This window comes from Agaribacterium haliotis, from assembly GCF_002312815.1.
GTDB classification, from domain to species: Bacteria; Pseudomonadota; Gammaproteobacteria; order Pseudomonadales; family Cellvibrionaceae; genus Agaribacterium; species Agaribacterium haliotis.
The window spans coordinates 19684-44679 of record NZ_NKQJ01000006.1 but is presented as its reverse complement, the minus strand read 5'-3'; the positions used below and the strand labels follow the sequence as shown (position 1 = coordinate 44679).

Below are 24996 nucleotides of genomic sequence, written 5' to 3'. Positions count from 1 at the left end.
TAAGGATAGTCTAGTCTGGGCAAGCGTTATAAATCTAACGCCAGCAAACGGTTGTTTCGAATAAGCTTGCGACAGTAAGTCAGGGCGCCGGAGAACAGGCTTGGCAGTAACGCAGACAGCTTGTCGATCTCGCGCAGCAATTCGCTTTTTAAGCCCGGGTTAAACCTGTCGTTCACAACAATGCCGATGATTTTTTGCCGCTGCAGTGTCAGCTTGTCAAGTGCCTGAACGAGCATGCTTTCAGTTGTGACACCGGCAAGTGTCACCAATACCGCACCGTCGCACTGCTGAATAATTTGCGTGCATGGCAGCGTCGTTGTTGTATCGTTTTGCACACAGGGGCTATCGATAATGATGTAGTCAAAGCACTCACACCACTGTTGTAAGTGGCGCTTAAAAACACCTGGTTGGCGCAACTTGGCTGAAGAATTCAAGCCGCTGTTTAGCTGGCTTGCATGTAGCAGCGCTTGCCCCTCTTTGGTCATCATTAGTTCCGAGTGAAATAGAGCCGCGGCGTCGCTGTTACTGTCGGGGGTAGGCGGTATTTGCTCGATAGCAACATCTAAGCTTGGCGACTGCGGGTTTAAATCGACTAACAGCGTTTTTTTACCATTTAGCATCAGCCGGTTCACCAGTGAAGCGCTAAGGCTACTGACGCCTTCGCCTGGGTTAATGCTGGTAATCACAATCGAGCGACAAGCGGAAGACTCAATTTGTTGCAAGATTTGATCTATTTCTTGGTTGTACGCGGGAATAATCATCAGTCGTCTAAAGCCCCAGTAAAACAGCGAGTGATACGATACGGAAGGTATCGCCTATAATGGTTCGGGCTTTATGGCCGGTGCTATCCTCCCGGTTGGGAACATAAATAGTATCGCCGACACGTAAAATTGGCAGCTTGCTAAAATCTCCGGTTTTACCGAACTTAAGTAAGTTAAAACTGCGCGCTTCGTTTTTGCAGCAGCTGAGATTGACGACCAATATTTTTTTAACGTGAGCTTCACCTGTGGGGCCACCAGCTTCCGCGAGTATGTCGAGAATAGTCATTGAATCGTTAAAGCTGTAACGCCCGGGCTTGTTGACTTCACCCATTACCCTGACGGTCTTTTCTTTGGCTTTATCTGTCCACTCTCTGTTTTTCTCTGGGATATAAATACTGTCACCAGTTTTAACCTTGGGTAACAAGCTTTCATCACCTGTTTCAAAGTATAAAGATAAGTTTAATTCGCTGACTTCGGCGTAGCGTTTGTCCCGGTGGGTAATGCGAATATTGTGAATATCGGCATCCATCGTTGGCCCATCAGCCGCTGCAAGAATATCGAGAAAGTTCATTTCATCGGTGAACATATAGCGCCCGGGGGCACCAACTTGGCCAAAAATATAAATAGATTTGTCCGAGGACTGCCTAACCCACTGAGCTTTGTTGTCTGACGGGTCTTGCGGCAGGTCGTGCACACGTATCGTGCTGCCGGCATATATTTTAGGCAGTTCGCTATCACTTTTTCCCTGCTTGATAAACTCATCTAAATTGAATAACTCCGCCTGTGTACTGCCATCCGGGAGTTGGCGCAGTACTTCGATATTGCTGGTGTCGGCGCGTGAAACCGGCCCGCCGACGTGAGCGAGTAAGTCGAGCAAATTCATTTCACTTGACCATTCAACCCGGCCGGGCCGAACAACTTCACCGATAACACGAACGGCTCGATCGGGCGCTACTTTCAGCCAGGACTTTTCGTTCATATCGGTTTTCTCCGGGACAAAAATCGCATCGCCAGGTGTGATTCTTGGCAGGGCTGCTGTACTGCTGCCCTCGGTAAAGCTAGTTAAGTCAAAACGCTCAACTGTGCCGTCAATTTTTAGTACGCGAATCTGTCGACTTTCGGCGTAGCGAGTCGGGCCGCCGGCATTGGCCAGTATGTCGAGGAAGCTGACTCCGTCGCTGCTTTCGTAAGCGCCGGGGTGAAAAACTTCGCCCATCACATAAACCGTACTTGCATTGGATTTCACCGCTTCTTCCTGTTTGGGCACAAACAAGGTTGTTCCGGGGGCAATCTCAGGTAGCGCCGCCGCGTTACCGGTATCGAGATAGTGTTTTAGGTCAAATAATGTGGGCTCTTCGCGAGAGATGATACGAATGCGCTCAACGCCCGCGTATCGGGTTACGCCACCTGCGCGCATGAGTAAATCGAGTACCCCTATGCCGGGGCGATAGGCAAAACTTCCCGGGCTATTTACTTCGCCAAATACTTTAATGGCATCTTCGGCGTTGGATGCATCACCTGAGTCGGCGACTTTTGATGGGTCAAATTCCGCTTCAATATTGCCGGTCTTGGGTGATGCCGGTACAAAGATAGTATCGAGAGAGCGAAGTTTGGGAAGCATATCGTTATCGCCACTGTCGAGATAAGCTTTGTAGTTAAACACTTGGCTCTGGCCATTGCGGCGCAACTGCATTCTGTCGAGCTGTGCACCGGCACGCAAACCGCCGGCTTGGGCAATAATGCTTTGTACGTTTGCACCGGCGCGGCTTAAAACTTCTCCGGGGGCTTCGACGTAACCGAGTACGGTCACTAAGATACGTCTTTCAAGTACATAAACTCTGAGGTTTTCCAGGTCTTGAAATGCTGCACTGAGGGCTTCGCGTGTTGTTTGTTCCAGTTCACTTTCCAAAAGCTCACTTACTTTCAAAGCGCCAACCTCAGGTAAATAGATTTTACCTTGGCTATTTACATCAAAGGTTTTGTCGAGCGATTCTTCTCCGGGTAGCGAAAGGCGCAGCACGTCGCCAACCTGAACACGGTATGCATCATCAAGCGCAAAAGCCTGCTGAATAAATACAATTTTTAGCAAAGCAAAAATGGAAAAAGTAACTAGCAGAGTACGAATTAGTTTAGACATTGTTGTATTCTCAAGGCGCAATCACAAAAGCGCTCACGCTGCGATTGACTAAATCAACAGCGGCTCCTTCACCGTGGTGTGGTGGCGACGTTTCACCTGCTGCAAAACTGTGAATGCGATCAGCCTGCACCCCTGTTGAAACTAATTGTTCTTTCACCGCCTCTGCGCGCTCGGCAGAGAGTGATAAATTATTCACGTCGGCGCCGTGTCTGTCTGTGTGGCCAATCAGTTTCACAAGTAACCCGGGCTGCTCAATTAGAATTTTTGCGGCGATTTCGAGGTTGTGTTGGTACTTAGGGTTAAGCTTGGCCGATGCGCTGACAAACTGGTTGTCGCTATTTAACAGGCGCTGCAATTCTTTAATGGCATTAGCGCCGCTACTTGTGTTGTTAGCAGTGAGGGCGGCTGTATTCCCTGCAATCGGTGGTTGGCACTGTTCACTCGCCAGGATGCGATTTAATTGAAACTCAATCTTATTAAGGCCGATGCGCTGTTTGACTATGCTGGTTTCGGCGTCGTCAAATAAACCTGAGGCCAGCTCGCGGGCAATTCGATATTCTTGAAGTTGAGCCTGCTTGATGGATGCCGGCAGGCAATAAGCTGCACCTTGATCCAGTAAAATATCGAGCCGGTTCTTAGATATTTCGTAGTCAAAACGCAGGCCGTGCGCAGCTGTCAAAGCCTGTTGCTGCCCAACGCTGATCATGCTTGAGCCATCTAGCTCGGCCTGGCCACCGCTGCCGTGCTTCGGCCACGAGCTGCATGCGCAAACACTTAAGCTAATAGCCGAAGCCACAGCGAGCCGGGTCGATTTAATGAATAAAGCTTTCATGGCGTGTTCCACTTAAACGTATTGCACATCGAAAGCTTGATCTACACGCAGCAGGCGCAGCAGCTCTTCAGGTTGTCCGGCAACATTGTTTAGGCTGATACTGCCGCCGGTTTCAGACATGCGCTTGAACAAAAATACAAGCGCGCCGATTCCGGATGAATCGATAAACGATACGTCGTGCATATTGATGTGAACTGTGCTGCCGGGGTGCTCAACAACACACTGTTCAAAGGTAACGCGAATTTCGGAGCAAGCGAGCGCATCAAATTCCCCGGCCAGGGCGATTTGAACCAAGTGCTTACTGTTGTGTTGCTGTGCAATGTGAGTTTCAACGTTCATTTTTTTCCTCATTAATACCGAAGTGAAAGCTGTTGTGATAACGGTTGTTATTAGAGGAATAGCGATTATTGGGCCAATTATTTAAACCCTTTAAAATCAATGGCTTGGCGGTGTTTTTCTCGCGGATTAGCGAGCGGCTAGGCTATTTTTGCAATATGCAATGCAACTTGCTTTAACTGCAGAGCTGGATTCGTGTTTTGCAAAATACAAATAGCTACCACGTGGTATTGGAGCTAGCGACAGGCAGCGGTCTACAAAAAAGGGCGGGCCGGGCTTGAGGTCTGGGTTGGTTAAGTCTGGGTTCGTTAGGTCTAGGGCTGGTTAGTAAGGATAAGCATTGGCAATGCTTATCTGTGTTGTACTGATATTGGGGGTATAGCAGCGCTGAATAATTCAGTGCTTATATACCCCCAATAGTCCGGCCAACTTGGCTCAAGGCCGTTTGGGTGGGCGATACGACTAGTTGCGGTGTTACAAGCGATAAACTAGCGTTACTGGCCGCGGCCACAGATCATCACGACTACGGTCTTCCAGGCTATAGAAAAATCAGCTTTGAGCATATTCGCAGGTGAATTAAGGCACAAGCTGTAACTCAGGTCGTAGCTGAGCTTGTTGCGCACGTCATCAATGCAGGTATCGTAACCTTGATTGACCTGCGCAAGCCCTGTGATGCCGGGCATCACTCCGTAGGTGCGCTCACAAAAGAACGGAATCTTGCGCTCGAGCTTTATATAAAAACCTGGTCGCTCTGGCCTGGGGCCAATAAGGGACATATCACCTTTGATAACGTTAATTAATTGAGGCAGTTCGTCGAGCCGGGTTTTTCTGAGAAACTTGCCAACTCGTGTTACACGTGCATCGTTTTTTTTGGCCCAAACAGCACCGCTTTTTGTCTCGGCGTCTACGGCCATTGTTCTGAATTTAATCATATTAAATAACAAAGTTTTGGTTGGCATGCACAACCCGATTCTCATCTGCTTAAAAAATACAGGGCCGGATGACTCCAGTTTGATTGCCAGCGCAATAAGCGGCCAAAGCGGCAGGCTGCATGCTAAAGCTAGCGAGGCAAAAACGATATCTGCCAGGCGCTTAATGCGGAAAGTTGCGCTATTCCTAATTTTATCTTCGCGAGCTTGTAGGCTGCTGATATTGCTTTGATAAGTATTCATAGTTGCTCCAGGTGCCTTACCACTTGGCCTTAGTTTGAGAGAAAAATTGTATGCAGCCAATCATATTGGCGGCGTGACCACTGACGATGTAAAAAATGGTTTGAATGTATTTATTTTTGTTCAATGAATTAAATACTGATGCGAGCAGCGCGATTGTGTAGAAACTGATTTGAGCGCAAAAGATCAGTAGAAACAAAATGGACTTAAATGCCAGTGTCAATGACCCGAAAAGCGCGATAATCATCAAAAATGGCATAAACACACGAAGGCCTTTGCCTGAGAAAAAAGCCAGGGCGATACCCGCGTGTTTAGGGTGAAACAAGTTGCGCAAGATACATATTTGTTGGGCGTTGCCAAAACCTATACGAATACGGCGTTTCCAGTTGGCCTGTTGGCTGTTATCTTCAAGTTCTACGGCGTTGATTTGTTCAACGTAAGCAATGCGCTTACCGTGTTTTATTACTCTGCTGGGAATAATAAAGTCGTCGTTGACAGTGTTTTCCGGAAGTTTTTCGAATAGCTCGGTGCGAATAAAATAAAGTGCTCCGTGCGCGCCAAGCAGCGAGCCGAGTTGCTGTTCGCCGAGCTTAATATTGCGCTGGAATTTCCAGTAATGCTGTTCGCCCGCGGTTTGCGGGTTCAGGAAACGATAGTTGCCGTTGACCGCGCCAACCCTTTCATCATTAAAGCACTGGGCAGCGAGCTTTAGAGCATCAATCGATATGATTGATGAAACATCGCTGAGTGCGGTTATATCGCTATTACAGCGGCGCATAAGATCATTGATAACGGCACATTTGCCACGATTGTGTTTAAAGTCGTGAACAAAAAAATTTAGCTTGTCAAACTCTGGCTCAAGCAGGGTTTGTTTAATCAGACTAACGGTGTTGTCTGTGCAGCCATCGCAGGCAACAACAAGTTCCAGCTTGCTACTTGGGTAATCTAAACTGGCAAGGTTTTTCAGCTTATCTACTATAAACCTTTCTTCATTGTAGGCCGGAATAATCACGCTGATGCTCGGCAGCTTATCGTCGCCCCCGTCTATCGTTGGCTCAACTGAACGTAATGATTTTTTTTGCCTGCTTGCGTAGAGCTTCAGAAGCATAGGGTAAATGGCGTGGTGATAGGCGATTAAAAAAAGAGCCAAAACAGTTATGCTCAGCACGCTTAGATTAAATGCATTGTAAATCACGATTATTCTCCTTAGCTGGCGAGGCGCTGATAAGACAAGAGCATTTTTTTTGCGCTTGCGTTTTGTTGAACAAAACTGCGTGGGCTATTTTGCAAACGATTTTCGATGCGCTGCAATAGGGCTTTGGCTAAAGCCTTTGGTTTACCTTGCTCAACGAGTAGCCCGGTTTTTTTACACAGGGTTTCACTGCTGCCGCCGACGTCAGTCAGCACACAAGGCACCGAGCAAGCTTGAGCTTCAAGCGGCGCCAGCGGCATGCCCTCGTGAAAAGAAGCGAGGCAGAACACATCGAGCGACTGATAAAATGTCAGCATATTGTCTAGCTGGCCGAGAAAGTGCACTCGCTGTTCGAGGCCAAGCTGCGCCACTAAGCTAAGTAAGCGCGCGTGCTCGCTGCCGGTTCCGGCAAGCGCCAGGTGAATATTCTCAGGCAATTGAGCCAGAGCTTTAATCAAGACATCCTGGCCTTTCTCTTTTTCAAGGCGGGCGGCGCAGCCAATAATAATATTGGCTTGGTTTAGCTTAAGCTGTGCGCGTGCAGATGTTTTGCAGCCGGGTTTAAACATATCCGTATCGACACCATTGAGTATCAAGTGGCTTTTGGTGTTGGGGAAATACTGCTTCAAGGCCTTCTGAACGGCAACGCTGTCGGCGCTGATGCGAGGTTTAAACAGCGCAATACAAGCGCGCTCAAGCAGGCGTCTTTTACTGTTTTGCAAATGCCAGGCGTCGTGCTCGGTGTGAATATGAGTCGCTTTGAATTGCTGGAACTGCAGTTGGCTAAGTGCCAGGCCGGTGTATAACAGCGGGCCAATATGGTGGCTGTGTACAACATCCGCGTGTATTTTTTTTAGCTGCTTGGCTAGCTTGGCCGGCAGGCCTGCCTGCAGGCCCGCCTGTTTATCTAAAAAAATAAGCTGATTCTGGCAGGCTTGTAAGCGTGGCCACGATGCTAGTGCCTGCGCCTTTTGGCCTTCGAGGCTGATGACATAGGCTTTGTTGCATCGGCTTTGCAGGCGCAGTAGCTCCAGGGCCATCACCTCAATACCTCCGGGCCTTAAATTTTGTACAACGTGAACAATGGTTTTCATAAGCTACCTTCAATCAGCGTGGGTCTTTGAACCTTTGCAGTCGTCATCGCCATTTGCGCCGTCTGCGCGGGGATGCGACTTAGCACCTTAAGGCCCGTTAATTTTTCTACTTGTTTGCGGTAGCGGATGCTGGAATCCGCAAACTCAAGCGTTATTGCAAGACCGATGCCCAAACCTATACCTGCGAACAAACCTGCAATCACGTGAACCAAAACAGGCAGGTTTATCGGCCGGCTCGGCGTGAACGGGCGGTCGATAATCTTGATGCGTTTTTTTTCTTCAAATTGGCCCAAAGAGCCCATGACCTCTGCCATCTCGCGGCGTTGCAGCAGGTCTTCATAGAGCTCTCGTTTGACTTTTAAGTTGCGTTTAAGGCTTAGAAGTTCACTTTCATGTTCGCGGTAGTTATCCAGGTTGCCTTGAATCTCGGCGATCATTTTTTGGATCTGGGCAACCTGCTCATCCAGCCCCTCAGCCCTGTTTTTTGCACTTTGCAAATTCTCCAGTTGCGAAATAAGAACCGGTTGCGAATCGCGACTAGCGCCTGTTGAGTTTGAAGCGATATCCCACAGCTTGTTTTCATCAATTAAGTCGCTGCTTTGTGCCAGTGCGGCTTGCCTCTCTTTTTCCAGGCGCTTGAGCCTGCGCACCGTTGCCTGGACTTTGCTGTGTTTGTCGGTGTAGCGGGCGCGCAATAGGACCAGCTTGCTGCGCGCCTCGACAATCTGCTCTTCGATTCTGCCAATGACGGGGTTGGAGCTGGTGAGCAGCTGGCTTAAGCCGCCGACATTGCGTTTGGCACCCGCTAACAGCGCCTGTTTTTCCGCCAGTTGCTGTTTTAATGCGCTGAGCCTGGCGATGTTCATGCTGTTTAGCTCCGGCAGCGCCGCCTGATGCTTGGCTTTGAAGTTGGCCAGAGCCAGCTCAGTTTTGTCGAGCTCTTTGCGCCGCAGCTCGAGGTGTTCTTCTAGAAAGCGTGCGGAGTCATTGATCGACGAGCGCTCGGGTGCAAGTAGCTGCTCAATAAAGTGAGAGGAAACAGTCTCTAGCGTTTCTTTCATCAAAGCCGGGGAGTCGGCGACATAGTCAATGCGGATCAGATCCTTGCCGGCCACCGACATAGACAGGCTATTCGACAACGAGGCGATGGCCCGGTCCTTATCATAGGAGCTCGATTGCGCGTCGATCATGCCCAGATCCAGCGCCACCGTTGACAGAATATGGCGGCTGTGTAGAAGCGTTTTAAGTGCGCTGATGCGCTCTTTTAACATCGCCGAGACGGCAAGGTCTTCCAAAAACGGGTTCATCTTTGCCGTTTCTTGAATAAGCATGCTGGTGTGAGACGAGTAGCGTTTTTCGCTGCTTACTGAAATAAATAGGCCGACCACCGGCAAAAAGACGATAGGCAACACAATGGCGTAGCGTCGTCGCCATGCGGCACACAATATTTGAAAAAAACGGATGGGTAGATAGTTCATTGTTGTTGCCCGTTGCGGTGGAAATCAAAGCTGCAATAACCACTGGTCCAGGGCAAAAGCTTTGCTGGACCAGGATTCGTGTTGAACGCTTTGTTGGCGCGCTTGTTTTATTTCAAGTGCCTTTTTTTGTTTTTGCTGTTGAGCCTGTTGCATCGCCTCTAACAGGCAAGAAAGCTGCTCGGCGTTGTTAACCTCAAAAACATGGCTTTTGTATTCGTTTAAGGCCGGGAACGGTGTGCTGATCACCGGTTGTCCCGCGGCCAAATATTCCTTGAGTTTTAACGGGTTACAGCTGCGAATTTGCTTGTTGTCTTTAAATGGCAACAAAGAGGCCTGCCAGTGCTGACTGAAGTGGCACAGGGTGTGGTGATCTTGCGCGCCTAATACAAAGATATTGTCGATCTTATGCAGTTCTTTTAGCTCGATATCACTGTTGCCTATTAATAAAAAATTCCAATCCGGCCTTAGTTTGGCAGTTTTGCTAATTAGCTCTGTATCTATCCATTCAGATAAGCTCCCGTAAAAACCAATGGTTGGCTTGCCGTTATTGGGAAGCAGTGGTGATCGGCTTTTTTGCTTGGCGAATAATTCGTAATCTACGCCATGGGTCAGTAATTTTGTTTTGTCGGAGCAAAATTTATGTTTCAGTTTATCGCTGGCAGTGATAATCAGGCTTGAATGCTTAGCGATATTTTTCTCATGCAGCTGAGCGGTTTTGTGATCGACACCCGCGAGCGCGGAAAAGTCATCGCCGCAGTAGTATACGATTGGCAGGCCCAGATCCCTGTTGAAGAACTCGGATGCAGTTGGTAGAGATGTCCAAACGATGGGGCGCTGCAGCTTGTATTTCTTTAAAATAAAATAAAATTGCTGTCGTAGTAGTGCGGCCGCGATTTTTTTGCCCAGGCGGCTCTGGGGAGCAGGCAAGGTTAGCAGTGAGCGTACTATTAAATTCTCGGCCGCATTGACACGGCTGTGTTTGTCTGTGTCGTTTGTTTGTGTCTCGCCTGTTGAACTAAGTGATTTACTAAATAAACCACTAAAAAAAACACTAGATACGCCGCGAAATAATTTAACGGCCAGGCGTTTGATATCCGAGAGGTTGAATTTGGGGCGCCTCAGCCCTATCGAGTTGACCCAAATTATCTTTCGCTTGCTGTCGTGCTCAACAAGTTTTTTGATCAAATGCTGGGAGCTGCTCGGGTGGGCGGCCCAGTCTTCACCAAAAACAATAATATCTCGCTTACTGCTCATCGCGCTCTCCAATCTTTTTTATAATCGTTGCAGGGTTACCTGCGGCAATGACACCTGCGGGCAGGCTTTTGTGAACGACACTTCCCGCTGCAACGATGCTGCCCGCGCCGATGCGAACACCGGCGAGCACGGTGACGCCGGTACCGAGCCATACGTCTTGTTCGAGCGCTATCTCCCGAGCTTGATGCTCGTGTTCGGGTAAACCCAGTGCGCGCTCTCGAGCGTCAATTGGGTGGCCGGCGTAACCGGCTAAAAAACATTGGCCGGCGATTCTTACGTTGTTGCCAAGTGTGACGCTGGTGCCGACAGCAATAGTTGTCTGCCAGCCGACATCAACGTTATCGCCGATGCTCAAGTGCGGCCGCACACCGGCGCAGGAGCGTGCGCTAAACGTGCTGGCTCCAGAAATTCGACAGTGACTGCCCAGTTCTAAAGCCAGAGGGCCACAGATATATGGCATGCCGCCGTAGAGATATAGCTTTTGGCCACATCGCTGAGTTTGAGATTTAAATAGCGGTGTGTAATAAAACGATCGGCTCAACCAGTGATAGCAATTAACGACGCTTTGGTGGCAATAAAATAAGGCTCGCGACAGCGCGCGAGGTAAAGGCAGCGAAAAAAAGCGCACACCGTAGTACATGGATTTGAGTTTTATTGCCGCGGCGCTGTCACTTTGTTTTAACCAGTTTTTAAAGCGATGAGCAGGCGCAAGCTTTTGCTTGCCTGCTTGTTGGTAGTTTACGGAACTGTTCATCTTGTCTCTCGTTTTACGTGTTATTCAACGGTGACGGATTTGGCAAGGTTGCGCGGCTGATCGACATCGTTACCTTTGATAACAGCCGTTTGATAAGCAATAAGTTGCAGCGGCAGGGTGTAAAGTAAGGGTTGTAGCAGTGGGTGAGTTTCCGCCATAACAATGCTTTTATAGGCATAGTCACCGGCTTGTTGCATGCCCTCTTTATTGCTAATTAAAATGACTTTGCCGCCGCGCGAGGCGACTTCGCGTAGATTCGACAGCGTTTTTGCGAACAGCGCATCGGGTGGTGCGATCATGATGACCGGCATGTTCTCATCCACCAGCGCCAGCGGCCCGTGCTTTAATTCCCCAGCGGCGTAGGCCTCGGCGTGAATGTAGCTAATTTCTTTGAGCTTAAGGGCACCTTCCTCTGCCAGCGCGCACGCTGCAGCTCGGCCGAGAAATAAACAACTTTTGTGCTTAGCTAAATATTCGGCGATTTCTGTCAGGTTGGCGTCGATTTCTGTGGCGGCGCTAAGAAGCTTGGAAAAACCTTGCATGGCCTTGGCGAGCTCGCGCTGCTGTTGCCGATTTATGCGTAAATTTGCTTTGGCAAATGCAACAGCGATGCTCAATAGGCTGGTCAGTTGCGCAGTAAAGGCTTTAGTTGATGCGACACCAATTTCCGGGCCGGCCAGCGTAGGAATCACCACATCCGCTTCGTGAGCCATGCTGCTGTTTATAACGTTGACAAGTGCAATGCTCGCTTGACCAAGTGAGCGCGCGTGGCGAAGAGCCGCCAGTGTGTCAGCAGTTTCACCAGACTGGGAAATAAAAATGGCGACGCTGTTCCCCACTACCGGTGCGCCGCGGTAGCGGTATTCCGAAGCTATTTCAAGATCTACCGGTACGCCCGCAGTTTGTTCGAACCACTGCTTGGCAACCATGCCTGCAAAATAAGAGGTGCCGCAGGCGACGATGGTCAAACGGCTAACTTGAGCGAGCGGAATGGCGAGCTTTAAATTATCTTCATCGTGTTGAAGGCGATCAAAGTTGTGTTTTTTTGCACGCTCGTATACGGCAGGCTGCTCGTTAATTTCTTTGAGCATATAGTGTTGATAGCTGCCTTTATTGCCCGAATCTTTTGCTTGTGTTGTTTTGTGAAAGATACGCTCTACATCAGCACCGCTTAAGCTGCGAATATCAATGCCGCTGTGGTTTATTTTGATAATGTCACTGTCTTCGAGGTGCATAAACTGATCGGCCAGATCGCCCAGGGCGTTTTCATCGGAAGATACGTAATAACCACTTTTACCCTGGCCAACAACAAGGGGGCTGGCGTGCTTGGCGGCGTAAAGGTGTTCACTGTCATCGCGAAACAGCACTACGATGCTGTAACTGCCTTCAACGCGCTTTAAGCATTTATGTATCGCCTGTTCAAAATTACTGCCGCGCTCTAAATAGTATGTGATTAACTGTGCGATGTTTTCGCTATCGGTTTCAGATTCAAAACGGTGGCCGTGCTGCTCGAGGAAGTGGCGCAGCTCATTGGCGTTTTCGACAATGCCGTTGTGTACAACGGCAACCCGTTGAGTCATATGCGGGTGGGCATTTTTTTCCGTCGGCAAACCGTGGGTGGCCCAGCGTGTATGGGCGATGCCTATGCTGCCGTCAATGGGGGCGGCGCTGAGCTGCGCGGTTAGATTCTGAAGCTTGCCCTCGCAGCGAGCGCGGCTAAGTTGACCGTCTTTGACGACGGCGATGCCTGCGGAGTCATAGCCTCGATACGACAGGGAAGAGAGGCCGCTAAGCAGTTCGGCAGTGACAGTTTTGTTGTTTACGGCTGCAAAAATACCACACATAAGAAACTCCAATCGATGTAAAAGAGATATGTGGGGAAAATTGCAGCTTCAATGCCAATAAATAAAACACTTTAAAATCAATCGCTTATGGCTTTCTCTTGGTTGTCTATGGGTTTTTTTTGCTTAATGCAAATGATTCTGCGCACAGCGTTTGCAAAATGCGAAAAGCAAAATAAGCAACAAAGAGTGAGAAGAGCAAAAGAACAAAAAGACCAAAACGAACAAAAAAGAGAATCTGCGCCAGCAAGCCGGGCGTGGCTATTTAAAAGGCCCGCGGCCGCTAAGCACTTTTGTTGCAGTGCACATCAACCCAGCGCGCGAGGGCAACAATAAGGCCCGTGAGTATGTAAATTGGCCAGGTAAAACCCTGGGTGAGAAAGGTTCCTGAGACAACCGTGCCCGCTAAGCCGGCCAATAGAGACTCCGAACTTGAAAACATAATGGCCTTGGCCCGGACACAGCTCCAGCCCTGATAGGCGCCAATACTAAGCAAGCTTTTTTTTGCACTTAAGAACAGCTTGACGATCAGCCAGATAAAAACGGCTAAGCCGAGAAAACCGGTTTCGGCAAGCACGCCAAACCAGGTGCTGTGAACCGCGTGATTCAGGCCGTCCCAATGATTACTGTAATAAAAATAATTGGAGTAAAAATTATCGATACCGACGCCAAATAAAGGGTTGTCGACGGCCATTTTAAATGCCGCTTCCCAGGCGTAAAGGCGCCCTTGCGCCGATGCATCTAAACCTTCTTCTGCCGCGCCACCGGAGGAGCGGCCAGAGATTCCTGCTGCGACAAACAATACAACGGAAAACAGCCCTGCAAGGCTAAACAACAGGGTTTTTGAATGTATTTTGCGGTAGGCAAAAACGCCCATAACCGCGAGGATGCCAAGCAGTCCGCCGCGACTTTGGGTCGCAAGCACGGCAAAAAAAAGAATCGGTACCGCGATAAAACCAAGGCTGCGCGTTAAGCGGCCGAGATTGGCCGTCAGTGCCATGCCCAGGGCAAATGCCATCGGAAACATCAGCACGAGCGCCAAATCGTTGGGATCGCCGAGTACCGAACCAATCTGTCGGCCTATGGTTACTCGGGTGCCCTCAACCAAGCCTATGCCTGCGCTTTTGTTGTACAAAGCAACAAGGCCGACCAGCGATCCAAACAGTACAACTAAACGCGCACACACAATGAAACTCGCATGGCTGCGTGTCAACCAGGTAATCGCAAACATCATTAAGATAATCTTCCAGTACACAGAGCTAAAGTAAGCGATGGCGATACCCCGGTTACTGGCCAGTACAACGCCTATCGACGTCAAGGCAAAAAAAATCGCGGCGACGCTGAGCTCAGGCCGCCAGTAAATTTTGATTTTCTGGCTGATAGCAACGTGCCAAAACAAAGTGGTAATAGAGCATAGCGACAGTAGCAGTGGTATTTTTAGTGAATACAGAAAGGGAAACGCTTCGTGAATTCGGAAAAAAGAAAATATGACAAACATTATTACCAGAAAGAATGGCTGACGAATAACAAAAGCTAAACCTAAAGGAATAAAACCAACAATTACGATCAGGTAGCTAAGCGGAAGCATTGTCCAGATGATGGCGACCACAGCGACTAGCCCGGCAGCTAAAGCTTTGTCGTTGGTTTCGGGAGCGCGTGGCTGAGTATTCGCTAACATATACTAGGGCTGCCGTGTTTGTTCAAATTCATTGATGCCGTCGCGGCGCTTAACAAAGTACAGCGCGATAATAAATAGTACTGCGGCGACGTTTATGCAAAGTAACTTCAAAATAAATATCGAGTTCTGGCTTATAAGCATTAAGCTTGCCAATTCCTTTTGAGCCAGGCTTTGAGCGTTGTATATCGCCAGTGCAAGGCAAATGCCTAACGCTGTTGTTAAACGAGCGACAGGCAAGCTAAAACCGGTGTAGCGCTGAGTAAAGTGGTTGAGCAGAAACATACGCAGGGCTTGCGCCATCGCCAGCGCAGCTAAAACGCCATGTACTTGATAGTGACGAGATAAAAACAACATGGCGACTATGGCCAAGGCTGTGGTCAGCAGGCTGATATGAAATTGAGTTGTGCTGGATTTATTAATTAAGCAGCCAATATTGCTGTATTCACACAGCTCTTTTAGCGCTGCGATGCAAAGCATCATCGGCACAAAATAAATTGCACCGTGGTAGCTGGAGTCAAACAGAAGTTGTATCGCAATCGGTGCAAACAATGACAGCGCAAGCATAAACAGCAGGGCTTGAATGCAGCCGCAGTTAGAGTATTTGTCGGTGTTTTTGTAGCGCCTTGGTGAATCAGTACTGTGTACTTTGTTGTTTATTTCTTTTCGCTCTTTTTCAAAAATTGAAAAACGAATCGGCGACCACCACATGCCATAGGGCTGTAGAGCGATGCTGAGCGCCAGCGCAAACTTGGCGGCGATGGCGTAGCAGGCAATCTGTTCAAGATTGGTGTTGCCAAGCAGTACCCAGCGGTCAAAACCATTGGTGAAAAATGCTAGCAGGCCGCTGCCGACTATGGGTAGGGCGTAGAGCAAAACACTTTTATCTAACTTGTAGCCATCGTTTACGGTATTGTTGTCGGTTGCGATAAATCCTGTACTGTTAATGTGAATAAAAAAAAGCGCCGTCGCCGCCAGCACAGTGCTAAGTGCTGTCGCTTCAAAAATACCGTCTAGGGCTCGCCCGCGCTCGAGCAGCTGCCATACAAGTAAGGCCTGAATTACGGTTTTCGCAATGCAAATAAAGCAGTACAACAGAACATGCTCGTTCATGCGCAACCAGGCCAGCGGTACGGCAATCAGTGCTTCACAGGCAAGCATCAAAATAATCAGTTTGAGCAGGTAGGCGCTAAATAAGCTCGGTGCCAGCGCTGTGATCCATGGGCTTACGGTTATGCCTATGGCAAAAAAAGCCAGTGAAACTTTTAGTGCCAGGCGATAGATAGCGCGGGCTATCATCTTTTGTTTGCTGTGGCTTGATTCAATGCCGCAAAACCTAAACAGGCTGTCCTCCAGGGCAAAACCTGCAATAACACTGATCAGTGTTGCGAACGTAGCCAGTAACTCAAGTTGGCCAAATTGCTCCGGGCTTAAACTCCCTGCAATATAGGGCAGCATTAACAGAGAGCTAGCTTTCATAACAATGGTGGCTAGCGCATACATGGCAGTGCGCACAATAACTTTATCGCAGCTTTTAATGCGCCTTAGCAAACAGAGTAGTTCATGCCGGGTATAGCCAGGGCTATTTTTTGTAGGCACCGTGCTGCTTGCTAGATAATTATGTACTAGTGCTGTCTTCATATATGGCTCGATGCTTTTGTGATTCGCAGTTATCGTTTTGTTAGGCACGGCTGAGCTCACTGTTTTTTACTTGCTCAAGCACTTTGGTGGCGGCACACACAGCGTCGCTAAAGCAGTATTCTGCACGGTAGTAATCGGCTTGCTGCCGCCCGGCATTGGCGATGCCTTCAAGCTCGGATTTGTTGTTTTCCATCCATGAAATGGTGCGGCTAAGCCCGGTTACACCCGCTGGATATTTGATGCAGTTTTGCTTATCACTTAGCCGCTGATCCCAATACGCGCCATCTTTGGGGATGACAACCAAAAGGCCGGCGGCAAGCGCCTCGAGAATAGACAAACCAAAAGGTTCGTTGTCGCTTGTGGATACAAAGATATTTTGTTGGCTGCGCAATAAGTCAAGGTTATGTGGTTGCTCTCGGGCGGTGATATTGCCGTGCGATACTGGAGCTCGGCTTGTTGATAGCTCCGTGTTTTTCGGTTTGATGTAATGAATTTCTGCGCAGGCAGTGTGCTCTGCTAATTTTACCGCTTCGATAAAGACATCAAGCCCCTTCCACTTTAACAGCGATGCACACCAGTACAGTCTTAGTTTTTCAAAACTCACCTGGCGCTGGCTGGGCCAGCAGTGTTCAGCCAAGCCATTTTTAAGTTCGACAATAGTCAGCTCTTTAGACCTTAACCTGAGCTGATCAATTTCACTTTCAAGGGCTATAACTAACTGCGCGCGCGCCAGGGCGAGATTGATCAAGCGGCTGTGGGCAACGGGGCCGTGAACAAGTTGAATAACCGGTATGCCGGTAATATAACTCACCGCATAAATAGCTATGTCGACACCCGGACCCGATGTGCCGACCAGGGCACTGGTGCGGGTGTTGTTTATTAGGCGCATTTTAATAATAAGCAAAAGCAGCTTTAGCGAGATAAGAAGATGCCTCAGATAGTAGGCAAGGCCCTGTTCAGCTCGGCTTAAAAAACCGAACTCTGAAAAACTATAAGCCCGGCAGGCCTTAACCTGGCCTATGCGGCTGGAAAACTTAGCCGATGTCCACGACGCCCGGTTACAGCTGTAAACAGAAATATCAACACCTGTTTTATTTAACTCGTTTAGAAACGTCGCGCTAGAGGCTTTAGACCCGCCGTAATAAGGGATGCTGTCCAGGGCAACAATGTGTTGTCGGTTCATACTGCCACCTTGCTTACTTTTTTGATGATGCTGGCCAGTGCATATTGAGCAAGCTCACACAGATAACGCGCACTGGCAAAGCTGCGTTGTGCCAGTGAATTATCTTTTGGGTGAGATGAATGCTTGTTCACCACCTGAAGGTACAGTTGGCTAAGTTTTTCGATGTTTTTATCGAGACTAAAATTAAGCTGTGCATAAGTACGGGCGTTTTTACTCAGCGTTTGTTTAAGTTCACAGCTTCGGTGCAGATTTAGTATCTTTTGCGTGAGGTCTTGGCAGTCTTCGGCTTGGTACAGCAGGCCGTTGTGTCCATCGTGTACAACTTCAGGTATGCCACCGACCTTGGGTGCAACAATGGCCAAGCCGGCCAGTGCCGCTTCAACCAGAACCAAACCAAAAGCCTCTTCGCGAGCACCGGAAACAAACACATCAAAATTCCCTGCGAGCACCGCAGCTGCGTTTGTTTGTTCTCCGAGAAAAAATACATTTTGTTCAAGCTTTCGTGCAGCGCACAGTTGCTTTAGGTTTTTCTCCTCCGGGCCAGAACCGATAATGCTCAGCTGTACATCGATATGGTTGTCTCTTAAATCGGCGATGGACTGAATAATTAGGTCAAAACCCTTGCGATGAATCAGCGAACCAACGCTAACGATGCGAAGTTTTTTGGAGTTAGGCGCTGCTGTATGTAGCTGCTGCAACGGCGGATTTTTTACGCCGTTGTAAATAACGCAGCTAGGTGTGTGAATACGCGTTTTTATTTTTGTAGCGAGTACGGCTTTGCTTACGCCGACTATCATGTCGCTGGCGTTGATACGAAGAGTAATCCAGTCGCGCTCATGATAAGGTGAATGCAGTTGCGTCAGAAGCGGTGTGAGCGAACGCTTGCTTGCAGGCGCCAGCCACTGAACTGGGCCGGCGTTGTTGCTGTGGATGATATCGATATTATATTGGCTGATGATGTTGTGGGCTTTATTGCTCAGCCTGAAATAGTTGATAAAGTCGAAGCGCGGCGATGCCCAGCCAAATAGCAAACTAAAATCATCGACAATTATGTTGTCGGCCACATTTTTGGCCTGTTGTGCTAATTTGGGGCTGTTGCACCAAAGGGTTATGGTGAAGGTGTTTTTATCCAGGCCAGAGATCAGGTTTAGCAGGCATACCTCGCTACCTCGAATCCAATCATCGCCCATGTGGGTAATCAGAATATTGGTTTTTTTTGCAAGGCCTGTGCTGCAGTGTCTGAGTGCTCTATCTTGCTGCACTTTATCTGTGTGCTGCCGCGAGTTTAAGTTGGGGCAGCGCTTGCTGTGGTTTTGATATAGCTCGATAAACTGTGGTGCTATAGCGCGACTTGAATAATGTTTGACTATTGTCTCGCGAGCGCGGTTTTTTATTTTATTTTGGTCCTGTTCATTTAAACTCAGGTAGTCGTTTAACGCCGAGCGAATCAGGCTTACGTTTCCGCTTGAAACCAGGTAGCCATTTATCCCGTCGCGTATCACGCAGTTAATATCGCCGACATCGGCGGTAATGACGACTATGCCCCGGGCCATTGCTTCGAGCATACACAGCGGCATACCTTCAAATTTAGAGCTGATAATTAACACGCCGATATTTCCCCAGTGCTTATCCATATTGACATGACCGTGGAAAATGGTGTTGTTGGCAGCAGCTTGTTTACAGCTATGCAATAGCGGGCCCGAGCCGTAGGCGTGAAAGCTGTGGCCGGGAAAGCTTTTCGCTAGTGCGACAAATGCCTGTGGGTTTTTCTCTGACGAAAATCGCCCGACATATGCGACTTGCTTGCCGCTACTTAGCTCGCTGTTGTCGCAGTTTACGAAGTTGGGAAGAAGCTCGCTGCTTGCATAAACACGCTGTTGTATTTTTTTGCTGACGGCGATTTGCGCATCGGCCAGGCCAGCGCTGCTGCGATCTAAGAAATCATATACGGCAAGCTTGCCCGTTGAATGTTCACCTGCGTGAAAACTTGATACACAGGTAATTGGCGCGGCAGATTTTTTATTCAGTGCCCGCCACAGTTTACTGTTGAGTATGTTAACAGCCAGGCGGCCAAGTATCCCCGCTTTGTAACCGTGCGTGTGAACGGTGCTAAAGGCGTGTTGTTTTAACAAAGCGATAAGCTTAACTAGCCCGCCGTTGACAAAAAGAAGGTCTAAATTTTTGTCGGCCAGGGCTGTGGCAAGCGGGCTGTGTGCGTATTGCCGCAGTAGGCATACAGTGACCTTGTGTTGAGTTGCGGCCAGAGCTTGGGCGAGCTCAAGCACATGACTTTCAATGCCGCCAAATGAGGAGCTATCAACTAACAAACAAATATTTAAGGTGTTTTTCATAAGTATGCAGGGCATGGCTGTGAATTAGCTTTGAGTTTGCAAGCGCGATGCCGAAAGCAATATAAAACGTTGCCTTGTTTTAAGTTGTTGATAATAAAGCGTATTTTTTGTGCTTTTTGCTGGGGGATCAGTCTTGGCTGCGGCTGAGATGGGCCCGTAGCTGTACGAGTTGCAAAATGCGAAGCGCCGTTTTTGCATGTTGCAAAAATCTGGGCCCAAGCCTATTTGCGCACAGCTAAAGCTGCTGGCCCAGCTTTAAGGGCCTGCTTTAGGGCTTGTTTTAGGAGCTTGGTTTAGGCCTAAGGCTTAGGATTTAGCGGCTAGATTTAAGCTGCTAGTTTTAGCGCTGAAGGTTTGGTGCTTTAGGTTTATCCGCCAGGCCGTAAGGGGCGACGTTATTGAGGCTCGTTTGTCACGCCAGCCTCTGCCCCGGCTGGTGGACGAACAGGTAGTAGCAGTTTGAAGCGTGTTCCCACAGGGTGGTTTTTTTCGACTCGGATAAGGCCGCCTTGTTTTTTGAGCAGGCTGTGCACGATCGCCAGGCCCAAACCCGTTCCCTCACCGATTTTTTTGGTGCTGTAAAACGGGTCAAAAATTTTGTCGATAATATCTTCGGGGATACCCGTCCCAGTATCGCTGACACAGGCGATTATCCACTGCTGATGATCGGGGCGCTCGCCGCTTGTGGCAAGGCGGGTACTTATATGAATATTACCCTGGGTGGGAATGGCCTGTGCAGCATTGATAATGAGATTGAGAAATACCTGGCTCATACTGCCCGGTTGTCCGCAGAGCGGCGGTAGCTCGGCAAGTTCAGTATCGACCTGAGCTTGGTATTTGATTTCACTGTTGACGAGCTTAAGAGTATTTCTAATACAGTCATTGAGGTTGTAGCTAACGGCTTCTTCAGGATCTGGGCGGGCAAAATCCTTCAGTGACTGTACGATGCTTGCTACGCGCTCCATGCCCTCTAAGCTATCGGAAACAAGCTCGGTTAAATCGTGCAACACATAGGCAATATCCAGTTGCTCACGCAGCTTTTGTATGGCTAGATCTGAATTGCTGGCCTCAAGCGCTTCGATGTAGGTGTAAATTTTATTTAAGTAGCGCTTTAATGTGTTTAGGTTGCTGCGCACATAACCAGAGGGGTTATTTATCTCGTGGGCAACACCGGCACTAAGCTGGCCTATCGACGCCAGCTTTTCTTTGTGCAGCAACTGCGATTTCTGCTCTTTTAGTTCTTGATAAGCTTTAAGCACCGCTTGATTGGAGTTATAGAGCTCGCGCGACTTATCCTCAAGTAGTTGTTCAGCCAATTCGCGAGCTTTTTTCTGTCTGAAGTATGCGGCTTTGTAATCGGGGCCCGTCATAGTGTTTGGCTCTCTTGTTTGACTCCTTGTTTGTTTTGCATTTTGTAACTCTTAAGGCGCTTAGACTAGCTCTTGTGTTGAGCTCTGTTCGTTTTCGGGGACAATACGTATATGCACTTCAAAAAGCTCCCGGTGAGTTGTTTCGTACTCAATAAGTTTTTTGATTGTTTTTGGGCTCAGCACCGTTCCTTTGGCAAGTAAAAAACAACCCGAGCTCGAAACAACGTCTTTGTTTAACAGCATGCCGCTCTTAAGCTCACAGCTTGGCAAAACACAGCTTTGCAACGACGTATCACAATAATCGGCAAGCACCTGCCAAAATAGCTGTACTAGCTTGACGTCGTGGCGGCGCCCGGCCCACTCGTTAATATAGACCTTTGCGGATTCCACGCCGCGGATCTCTCGACTTATCTGCCCGGAATAGGCGTCGTAGAAGTCGCTCACCAGGCCCACAATTTGGGCGGCTATGGGGATCTGTTTTTGGCTCAGGCCATCGGGAAAACCGTTGCCATTAATCGCTTCTCTGTGGTGGCGAACAATATTGGCAACACCTACCAAAGTTTTGGAATGGCGAATGCATTTCTCTCCCCAAATTGGGTACTGCTTGTAGAGCTTTAATTGTTCGGCGCTTAAGGCGTAAATAGGCTTGTGGCGAATATCGTCGGGCAAAGCTAAGAGCCCGACGCGGTGAAGCAGTGAGGCCAGCCGAATGGCTTCAATATCGCTGTCAGAAAAATTAAGCTGCTGCGCCATTTCAATTGCATAATAACTGACAAAGTCACTTTGGCCGTGGGCGCCGCCTTCTTTCCACTCGATGATACGGTTGATCACTAAGACGGAATCGAGAATATTGCCCTGGTTGTGCTTGTGGTTGTTATCGAGTAGCTGCAGAGCTTGATCAACCTCAATGCTGCGCTCCTTAACTTGCTTATCTAACAGCAGCGCAATTTTGCTGAGTTTAATGTTTTTTGCTTTTTCACAGCTCGCCTGTTGTTGCTGCTTCAGTTCATCTTGCCGGCTTTGAAGTGCGGCGCTGATGATTTCAGTGAGCTCTTTGTCTTGCCAGGGTTTGCTTAAGTAGTTGTAGATATGAGCTTTATTTACCGCTTCACTAAATTCACCGATATCGCTGTAGCCGGTTAGCAAAATTCGCCTGGTTGTTGGTGAGTTTTTATAAAAATGCGCGAGTAGCTCTGCACCGTTAATATCCGGCATACGCATATCTGAAATAACAACGTCGATGTCTTCTCGTTCAGCAATAGCAAATGCTTGTTGAGCGGATGTGGCTGTCATTGTTTTCCAGTTGTGGCCGCGGGTGAGCCTGAGCATCGCCCTAAGTATGGCTTCTTCATCGTCAATAAAAAGCACAGTCGCTTGTCGATCTGCGTTGAGTTCTTGTTGTTGTAAGGTCATTACCAGTAACCGTAGATAATTTTGTGGTTTTATCGGTAAAGCAAAACTTGGGCCTAAGTTAATTTTAATCAAATTGTGGGGTTTATGTCTGGGTCTTTCTGCTTGGTTTAATCCGTAGGCTGCATAAACTCGAATCGTTTATTAAAAAATGGTCTATTAAATTTGCGTTTTGCAAAATATTTTTAGAAAACTTCATGAAATTGCTTTGCATATTGCGAAGTTGTTTTTAGGTTTTGTTAAAAAAACCAATAAAAACAAAGGTGTGCTGGATTGGCAGGCTGTTCGCTTTGTTGGTGCTGAACTCATTTTATCAATCGTATTTGATTTCAAGAGGAGCACCATGCCTATATCAATTCGGTATCGAGCAGCGCCACTGCACTTTACAAATCCGCGACGCCTATCTGTTTGCCTACAAACACTAAGTTCGGCGTTCGCGTTACTTTTCTCTTTCAACAGTTTGGCTTCATCTGCGTTTTTAGATTGTCCTGAGCAGGCCTTCTTGGTTCAGAAATCCAAAGCCGAGCTGTTTGGGGTAAACCTGGCAACGGGTTTTTATCTTCGCCACAGTGATGCCATGGGCACCTCGGGCAAGATCAACGCCATCGGTTTTAATAATTTTGATCGTTACATCTACGGCTTTAGTTCCGAGTGGCAGACACTTGTGCAGATCGGTGCCGACTATCAAGCCCGGCCCGTTGCCCTTGCCGGCTACCCCGGCGCCAACTTCTATGTTGGCGATGTGTCGCTGCAACACAACCGCTATTACGCGTACCGGCCCGGTGCGGGCTTTGGTTTGTATTATGTCGATCTCGGCGGTGTTGAGGCCTCTACCCCAGAGCAGCTAGAAACGGCTGTTTCAGCAAGCACACGCAGTTGGCAAAAAGTAGTAGATGGCGCCGACCTAAACCTTCGTATCTACGACTTTGCTTTTCACCCGCACAACCAACACCTTTATAGTGTCGACAGCTCTGGCAATTTGTTTGTTATCGATCCTGAGCTGGGGCGCGCACAGCTGATATCTAATGTTGGTGAGCGCGGCACCTTTGGTGCGGTATATTTTGATGCGGATGAAAAACTCTATATCAGCCGAAACAGCGACGGTTTTATTTTTCGCATCGATATTAATGCCGCTGATATTCGCGCAGAGTTTTTTGCTTTTGGTCCGTCATCGAGTAATAACGACGGCGCTCGCTGTGCAGTCGCGAATATTCTTTCCGATTCAAGCAGTGTCGATTTTGGCGATGCGCCGGAGAGTTACGGCAGCAAAATTGAAGACAACGGCGCCCGCCATGAACGAAGCGAAAACCTGTATTTAGGCTCAAGCTGGGGCGGTGATGACGATGGTGTTCAAGCAATAACAAACTTTGAGCTTGGCTCCAACAGTATTTTAATTGCCAAAACCAAAGGTGAGGGCATTGCAAACGCTTGGGCCGACTGGGACCAAAATGGAAGTTTTGACGACCAAGAACAGATTATAAAAAATCAGGCGCTAAAAAGCGGCGACAATTATTTACAGGTCTCAGTACCCGAGCACGCTCAAGCTGGCGCCACCTGGACTCGCTTTCGCTACAGCTCGACCGCTGATATTGGCCCCAATGGCGGTGTCGCCGACGGCGAAGTTGAAGATTACCGGATCGAGCTTGTCGAAGCCGGGGTGAGTGTTGAGTCTTACCCTTCCGACAGCGACTTTGTCACGCTGGCTTTTGAAGACAACTGGCCTTTGCTCGGCGATTACGATATGAATGATGTTGTTGTTGCCAGCCGGGTTACGCGTTATTTCAATGCTGACAATGAGGTCTTTCGCTACGATGTACGCGGGCGCCTGTTGGCTCTTGGTGCCGGTTATCACAACGGTTATGCCATTCAGCTTGATGGTATTTCGCAAGCTGATATTGATGTGGAAAAAAGCCTGCTCTTTATTAATGGCTTGCTTGTTGAAAATAGCCCCATGGAAATAAACAGCGAGCACGCCGATGCCGTTTTTATTATTTCCAATGACTTAAAAAACGAAGTAAGTGTTGCCCCCGGCTGCGAGTTCTATCGCACCGATACACACTGCGCCACCTTTGAACAAAATGACGAGTTTGATTTTTTGCTAAGTGTTGCGCTTAAGCGCACGGTGCACGAGTCGCTCGCGCCCAGTGGTGTGCTCAACCCGTTTATCTTTGCCAGCCCCGGCCACTACCACGGCCCCGCATTTGCCCAGGCGCCTGGGCGCTCGTTGGAAATTCACCTAAAAAACAAGCCGGTCAGTGAGCGTTTTAATCCCAAGCTGTGGGGTTTGTATGACGATAATTCCGATGGGCTTAGCTCGTTTTTTGTCAGCGACAATAACTTGCCCTGGGCGCTCGAAGTTCCGGGCTTGTGGCAGCACCCGGCAGAGCGTGTCGATCTCAGCCTTGTCTACCCGGAATTTGCAAGTTTTGTACGCAGCGACGGCAGCGAAAAACAGCTCTGGTATCAGCAGTTTGATGCCAACTCACGTCAGTTAATTAACAACCGTTGGGAGCCATAA

General features: G+C 48.6%; 18 protein-coding genes. 1 reads left to right on the top strand and 17 read right to left on the bottom strand.

The window, feature by feature from the left end; genetic code table 11:
- Positions 1-26 precede the first annotated feature (26 nt).
- The 17 genes from CFK45_RS08400 to CFK45_RS08320 all read right to left on the bottom strand — a co-directional run bounded on the left by CFK45_RS08400 (position 27) and on the right by CFK45_RS08320 (position 22481).
- Complete coding sequence (locus CFK45_RS08400; protein ID WP_096086001.1) at positions 27-761, bottom strand: cellulose synthase operon protein YhjQ/BcsQ; 735 nt, start codon at positions 759-761, stop codon at positions 27-29.
- A gap of 7 nt (positions 762-768) precedes the next feature.
- Positions 769-2898 carry an SLBB domain-containing protein gene (locus CFK45_RS08395; protein ID WP_096086000.1) on the bottom strand — a complete coding sequence of 710 codons (2130 nt, stop codon included), beginning with the start codon at positions 2896-2898 and terminating at the stop codon, positions 769-771.
- A 10-nt stretch (positions 2899-2908) separates the two neighbouring features.
- Positions 2909-3730: an OmpA family protein gene (locus tag CFK45_RS08390; protein WP_143247527.1), complete on the bottom strand. Its 822-nt coding sequence runs from the start codon at positions 3728-3730 to the stop codon at positions 2909-2911.
- A gap of 12 nt (positions 3731-3742) precedes the next feature.
- The gene (locus CFK45_RS08385) at positions 3743-4069 is read right to left on the bottom strand and encodes an STAS domain-containing protein (protein WP_158224646.1); all 327 of its coding nucleotides are present in this window, start codon (positions 4067-4069) and stop codon (positions 3743-3745) included.
- Positions 4070-4560: 491 nt separating this feature from the next.
- Complete coding sequence (locus CFK45_RS08380; protein ID WP_096085997.1) at positions 4561-5238, bottom strand: sugar transferase; 678 nt, start codon at positions 5236-5238, stop codon at positions 4561-4563.
- 16 nt (positions 5239-5254) lie between these two features.
- Positions 5255-6430 carry a glycosyltransferase family 2 protein gene (locus tag CFK45_RS08375; protein ID WP_096085996.1) on the bottom strand — a complete coding sequence of 392 codons (1176 nt, stop codon included), beginning with the start codon at positions 6428-6430 and terminating at the stop codon, positions 5255-5257.
- Positions 6431-6441: 11 nt separating this feature from the next.
- Positions 6442-7521, bottom strand: coding sequence for a glycosyltransferase (locus CFK45_RS08370; RefSeq protein WP_096085995.1), 1080 nt, complete (start codon positions 7519-7521; stop codon positions 6442-6444).
- The gene (locus CFK45_RS08365) at positions 7518-8999 is read right to left on the bottom strand and encodes a GumC family protein (protein WP_096085994.1); all 1482 of its coding nucleotides are present in this window, start codon (positions 8997-8999) and stop codon (positions 7518-7520) included. The genes CFK45_RS08370 and CFK45_RS08365 overlap by 4 nt, the downstream gene beginning before the upstream one ends.
- A gap of 24 nt (positions 9000-9023) precedes the next feature.
- Positions 9024-10253, bottom strand: coding sequence for a glycosyltransferase (locus tag CFK45_RS08360; protein WP_096085993.1), 1230 nt, complete (start codon positions 10251-10253; stop codon positions 9024-9026).
- Positions 10243-11007 (bottom strand): acyltransferase, encoded by a 765-nt coding sequence (locus tag CFK45_RS08355; protein ID WP_158224645.1) that lies wholly within the window; start codon positions 11005-11007, stop codon positions 10243-10245. The genes CFK45_RS08360 and CFK45_RS08355 overlap by 11 nt, the downstream gene beginning before the upstream one ends.
- A gap of 20 nt (positions 11008-11027) precedes the next feature.
- Entirely contained in the window at positions 11028-12851 is a 1824-nt protein-coding gene (gene glmS, locus CFK45_RS08350; RefSeq protein ID WP_096086161.1) for a glutamine--fructose-6-phosphate transaminase (isomerizing), read from the bottom strand.
- Positions 12852-13131: 280 nt separating this feature from the next.
- Positions 13132-14526 (bottom strand): O-antigen ligase family protein, encoded by a 1395-nt coding sequence (locus tag CFK45_RS08345; RefSeq protein ID WP_096085992.1) that lies wholly within the window; start codon positions 14524-14526, stop codon positions 13132-13134.
- 3 nt (positions 14527-14529) lie between these two features.
- Entirely contained in the window at positions 14530-16026 is a 1497-nt protein-coding gene (locus CFK45_RS08340; protein ID WP_275655692.1) for a lipopolysaccharide biosynthesis protein, read from the bottom strand.
- A 178-nt stretch (positions 16027-16204) separates the two neighbouring features.
- The gene (locus CFK45_RS08335) at positions 16205-17347 is read right to left on the bottom strand and encodes a glycosyltransferase (RefSeq protein ID WP_096085990.1); all 1143 of its coding nucleotides are present in this window, start codon (positions 17345-17347) and stop codon (positions 16205-16207) included.
- Positions 17344-19698, bottom strand: a complete 2355-nt coding sequence (locus tag CFK45_RS08330; RefSeq protein WP_204378435.1) for a glycosyltransferase family 4 protein — start codon at positions 19696-19698, stop codon at positions 17344-17346. The genes CFK45_RS08335 and CFK45_RS08330 overlap by 4 nt, the downstream gene beginning before the upstream one ends.
- A 395-nt stretch (positions 19699-20093) precedes the next feature.
- The gene (locus CFK45_RS08325; RefSeq protein ID WP_096085988.1) at positions 20094-21068 is read right to left on the bottom strand and encodes a sensor histidine kinase; all 975 of its coding nucleotides are present in this window, start codon (positions 21066-21068) and stop codon (positions 20094-20096) included.
- A 60-nt stretch (positions 21069-21128) separates the two neighbouring features.
- Entirely contained in the window at positions 21129-22481 is a 1353-nt protein-coding gene (locus CFK45_RS08320; RefSeq protein WP_143247525.1) for an HD domain-containing phosphohydrolase, read from the bottom strand.
- A gap of 499 nt (positions 22482-22980) precedes the next feature.
- Between CFK45_RS08320 and CFK45_RS08315 the strand changes: the two genes are divergently transcribed.
- Positions 22981-24996: an LruC domain-containing protein gene (locus CFK45_RS08315; RefSeq protein WP_158224643.1), complete on the top strand. Its 2016-nt coding sequence runs from the start codon at positions 22981-22983 to the stop codon at positions 24994-24996.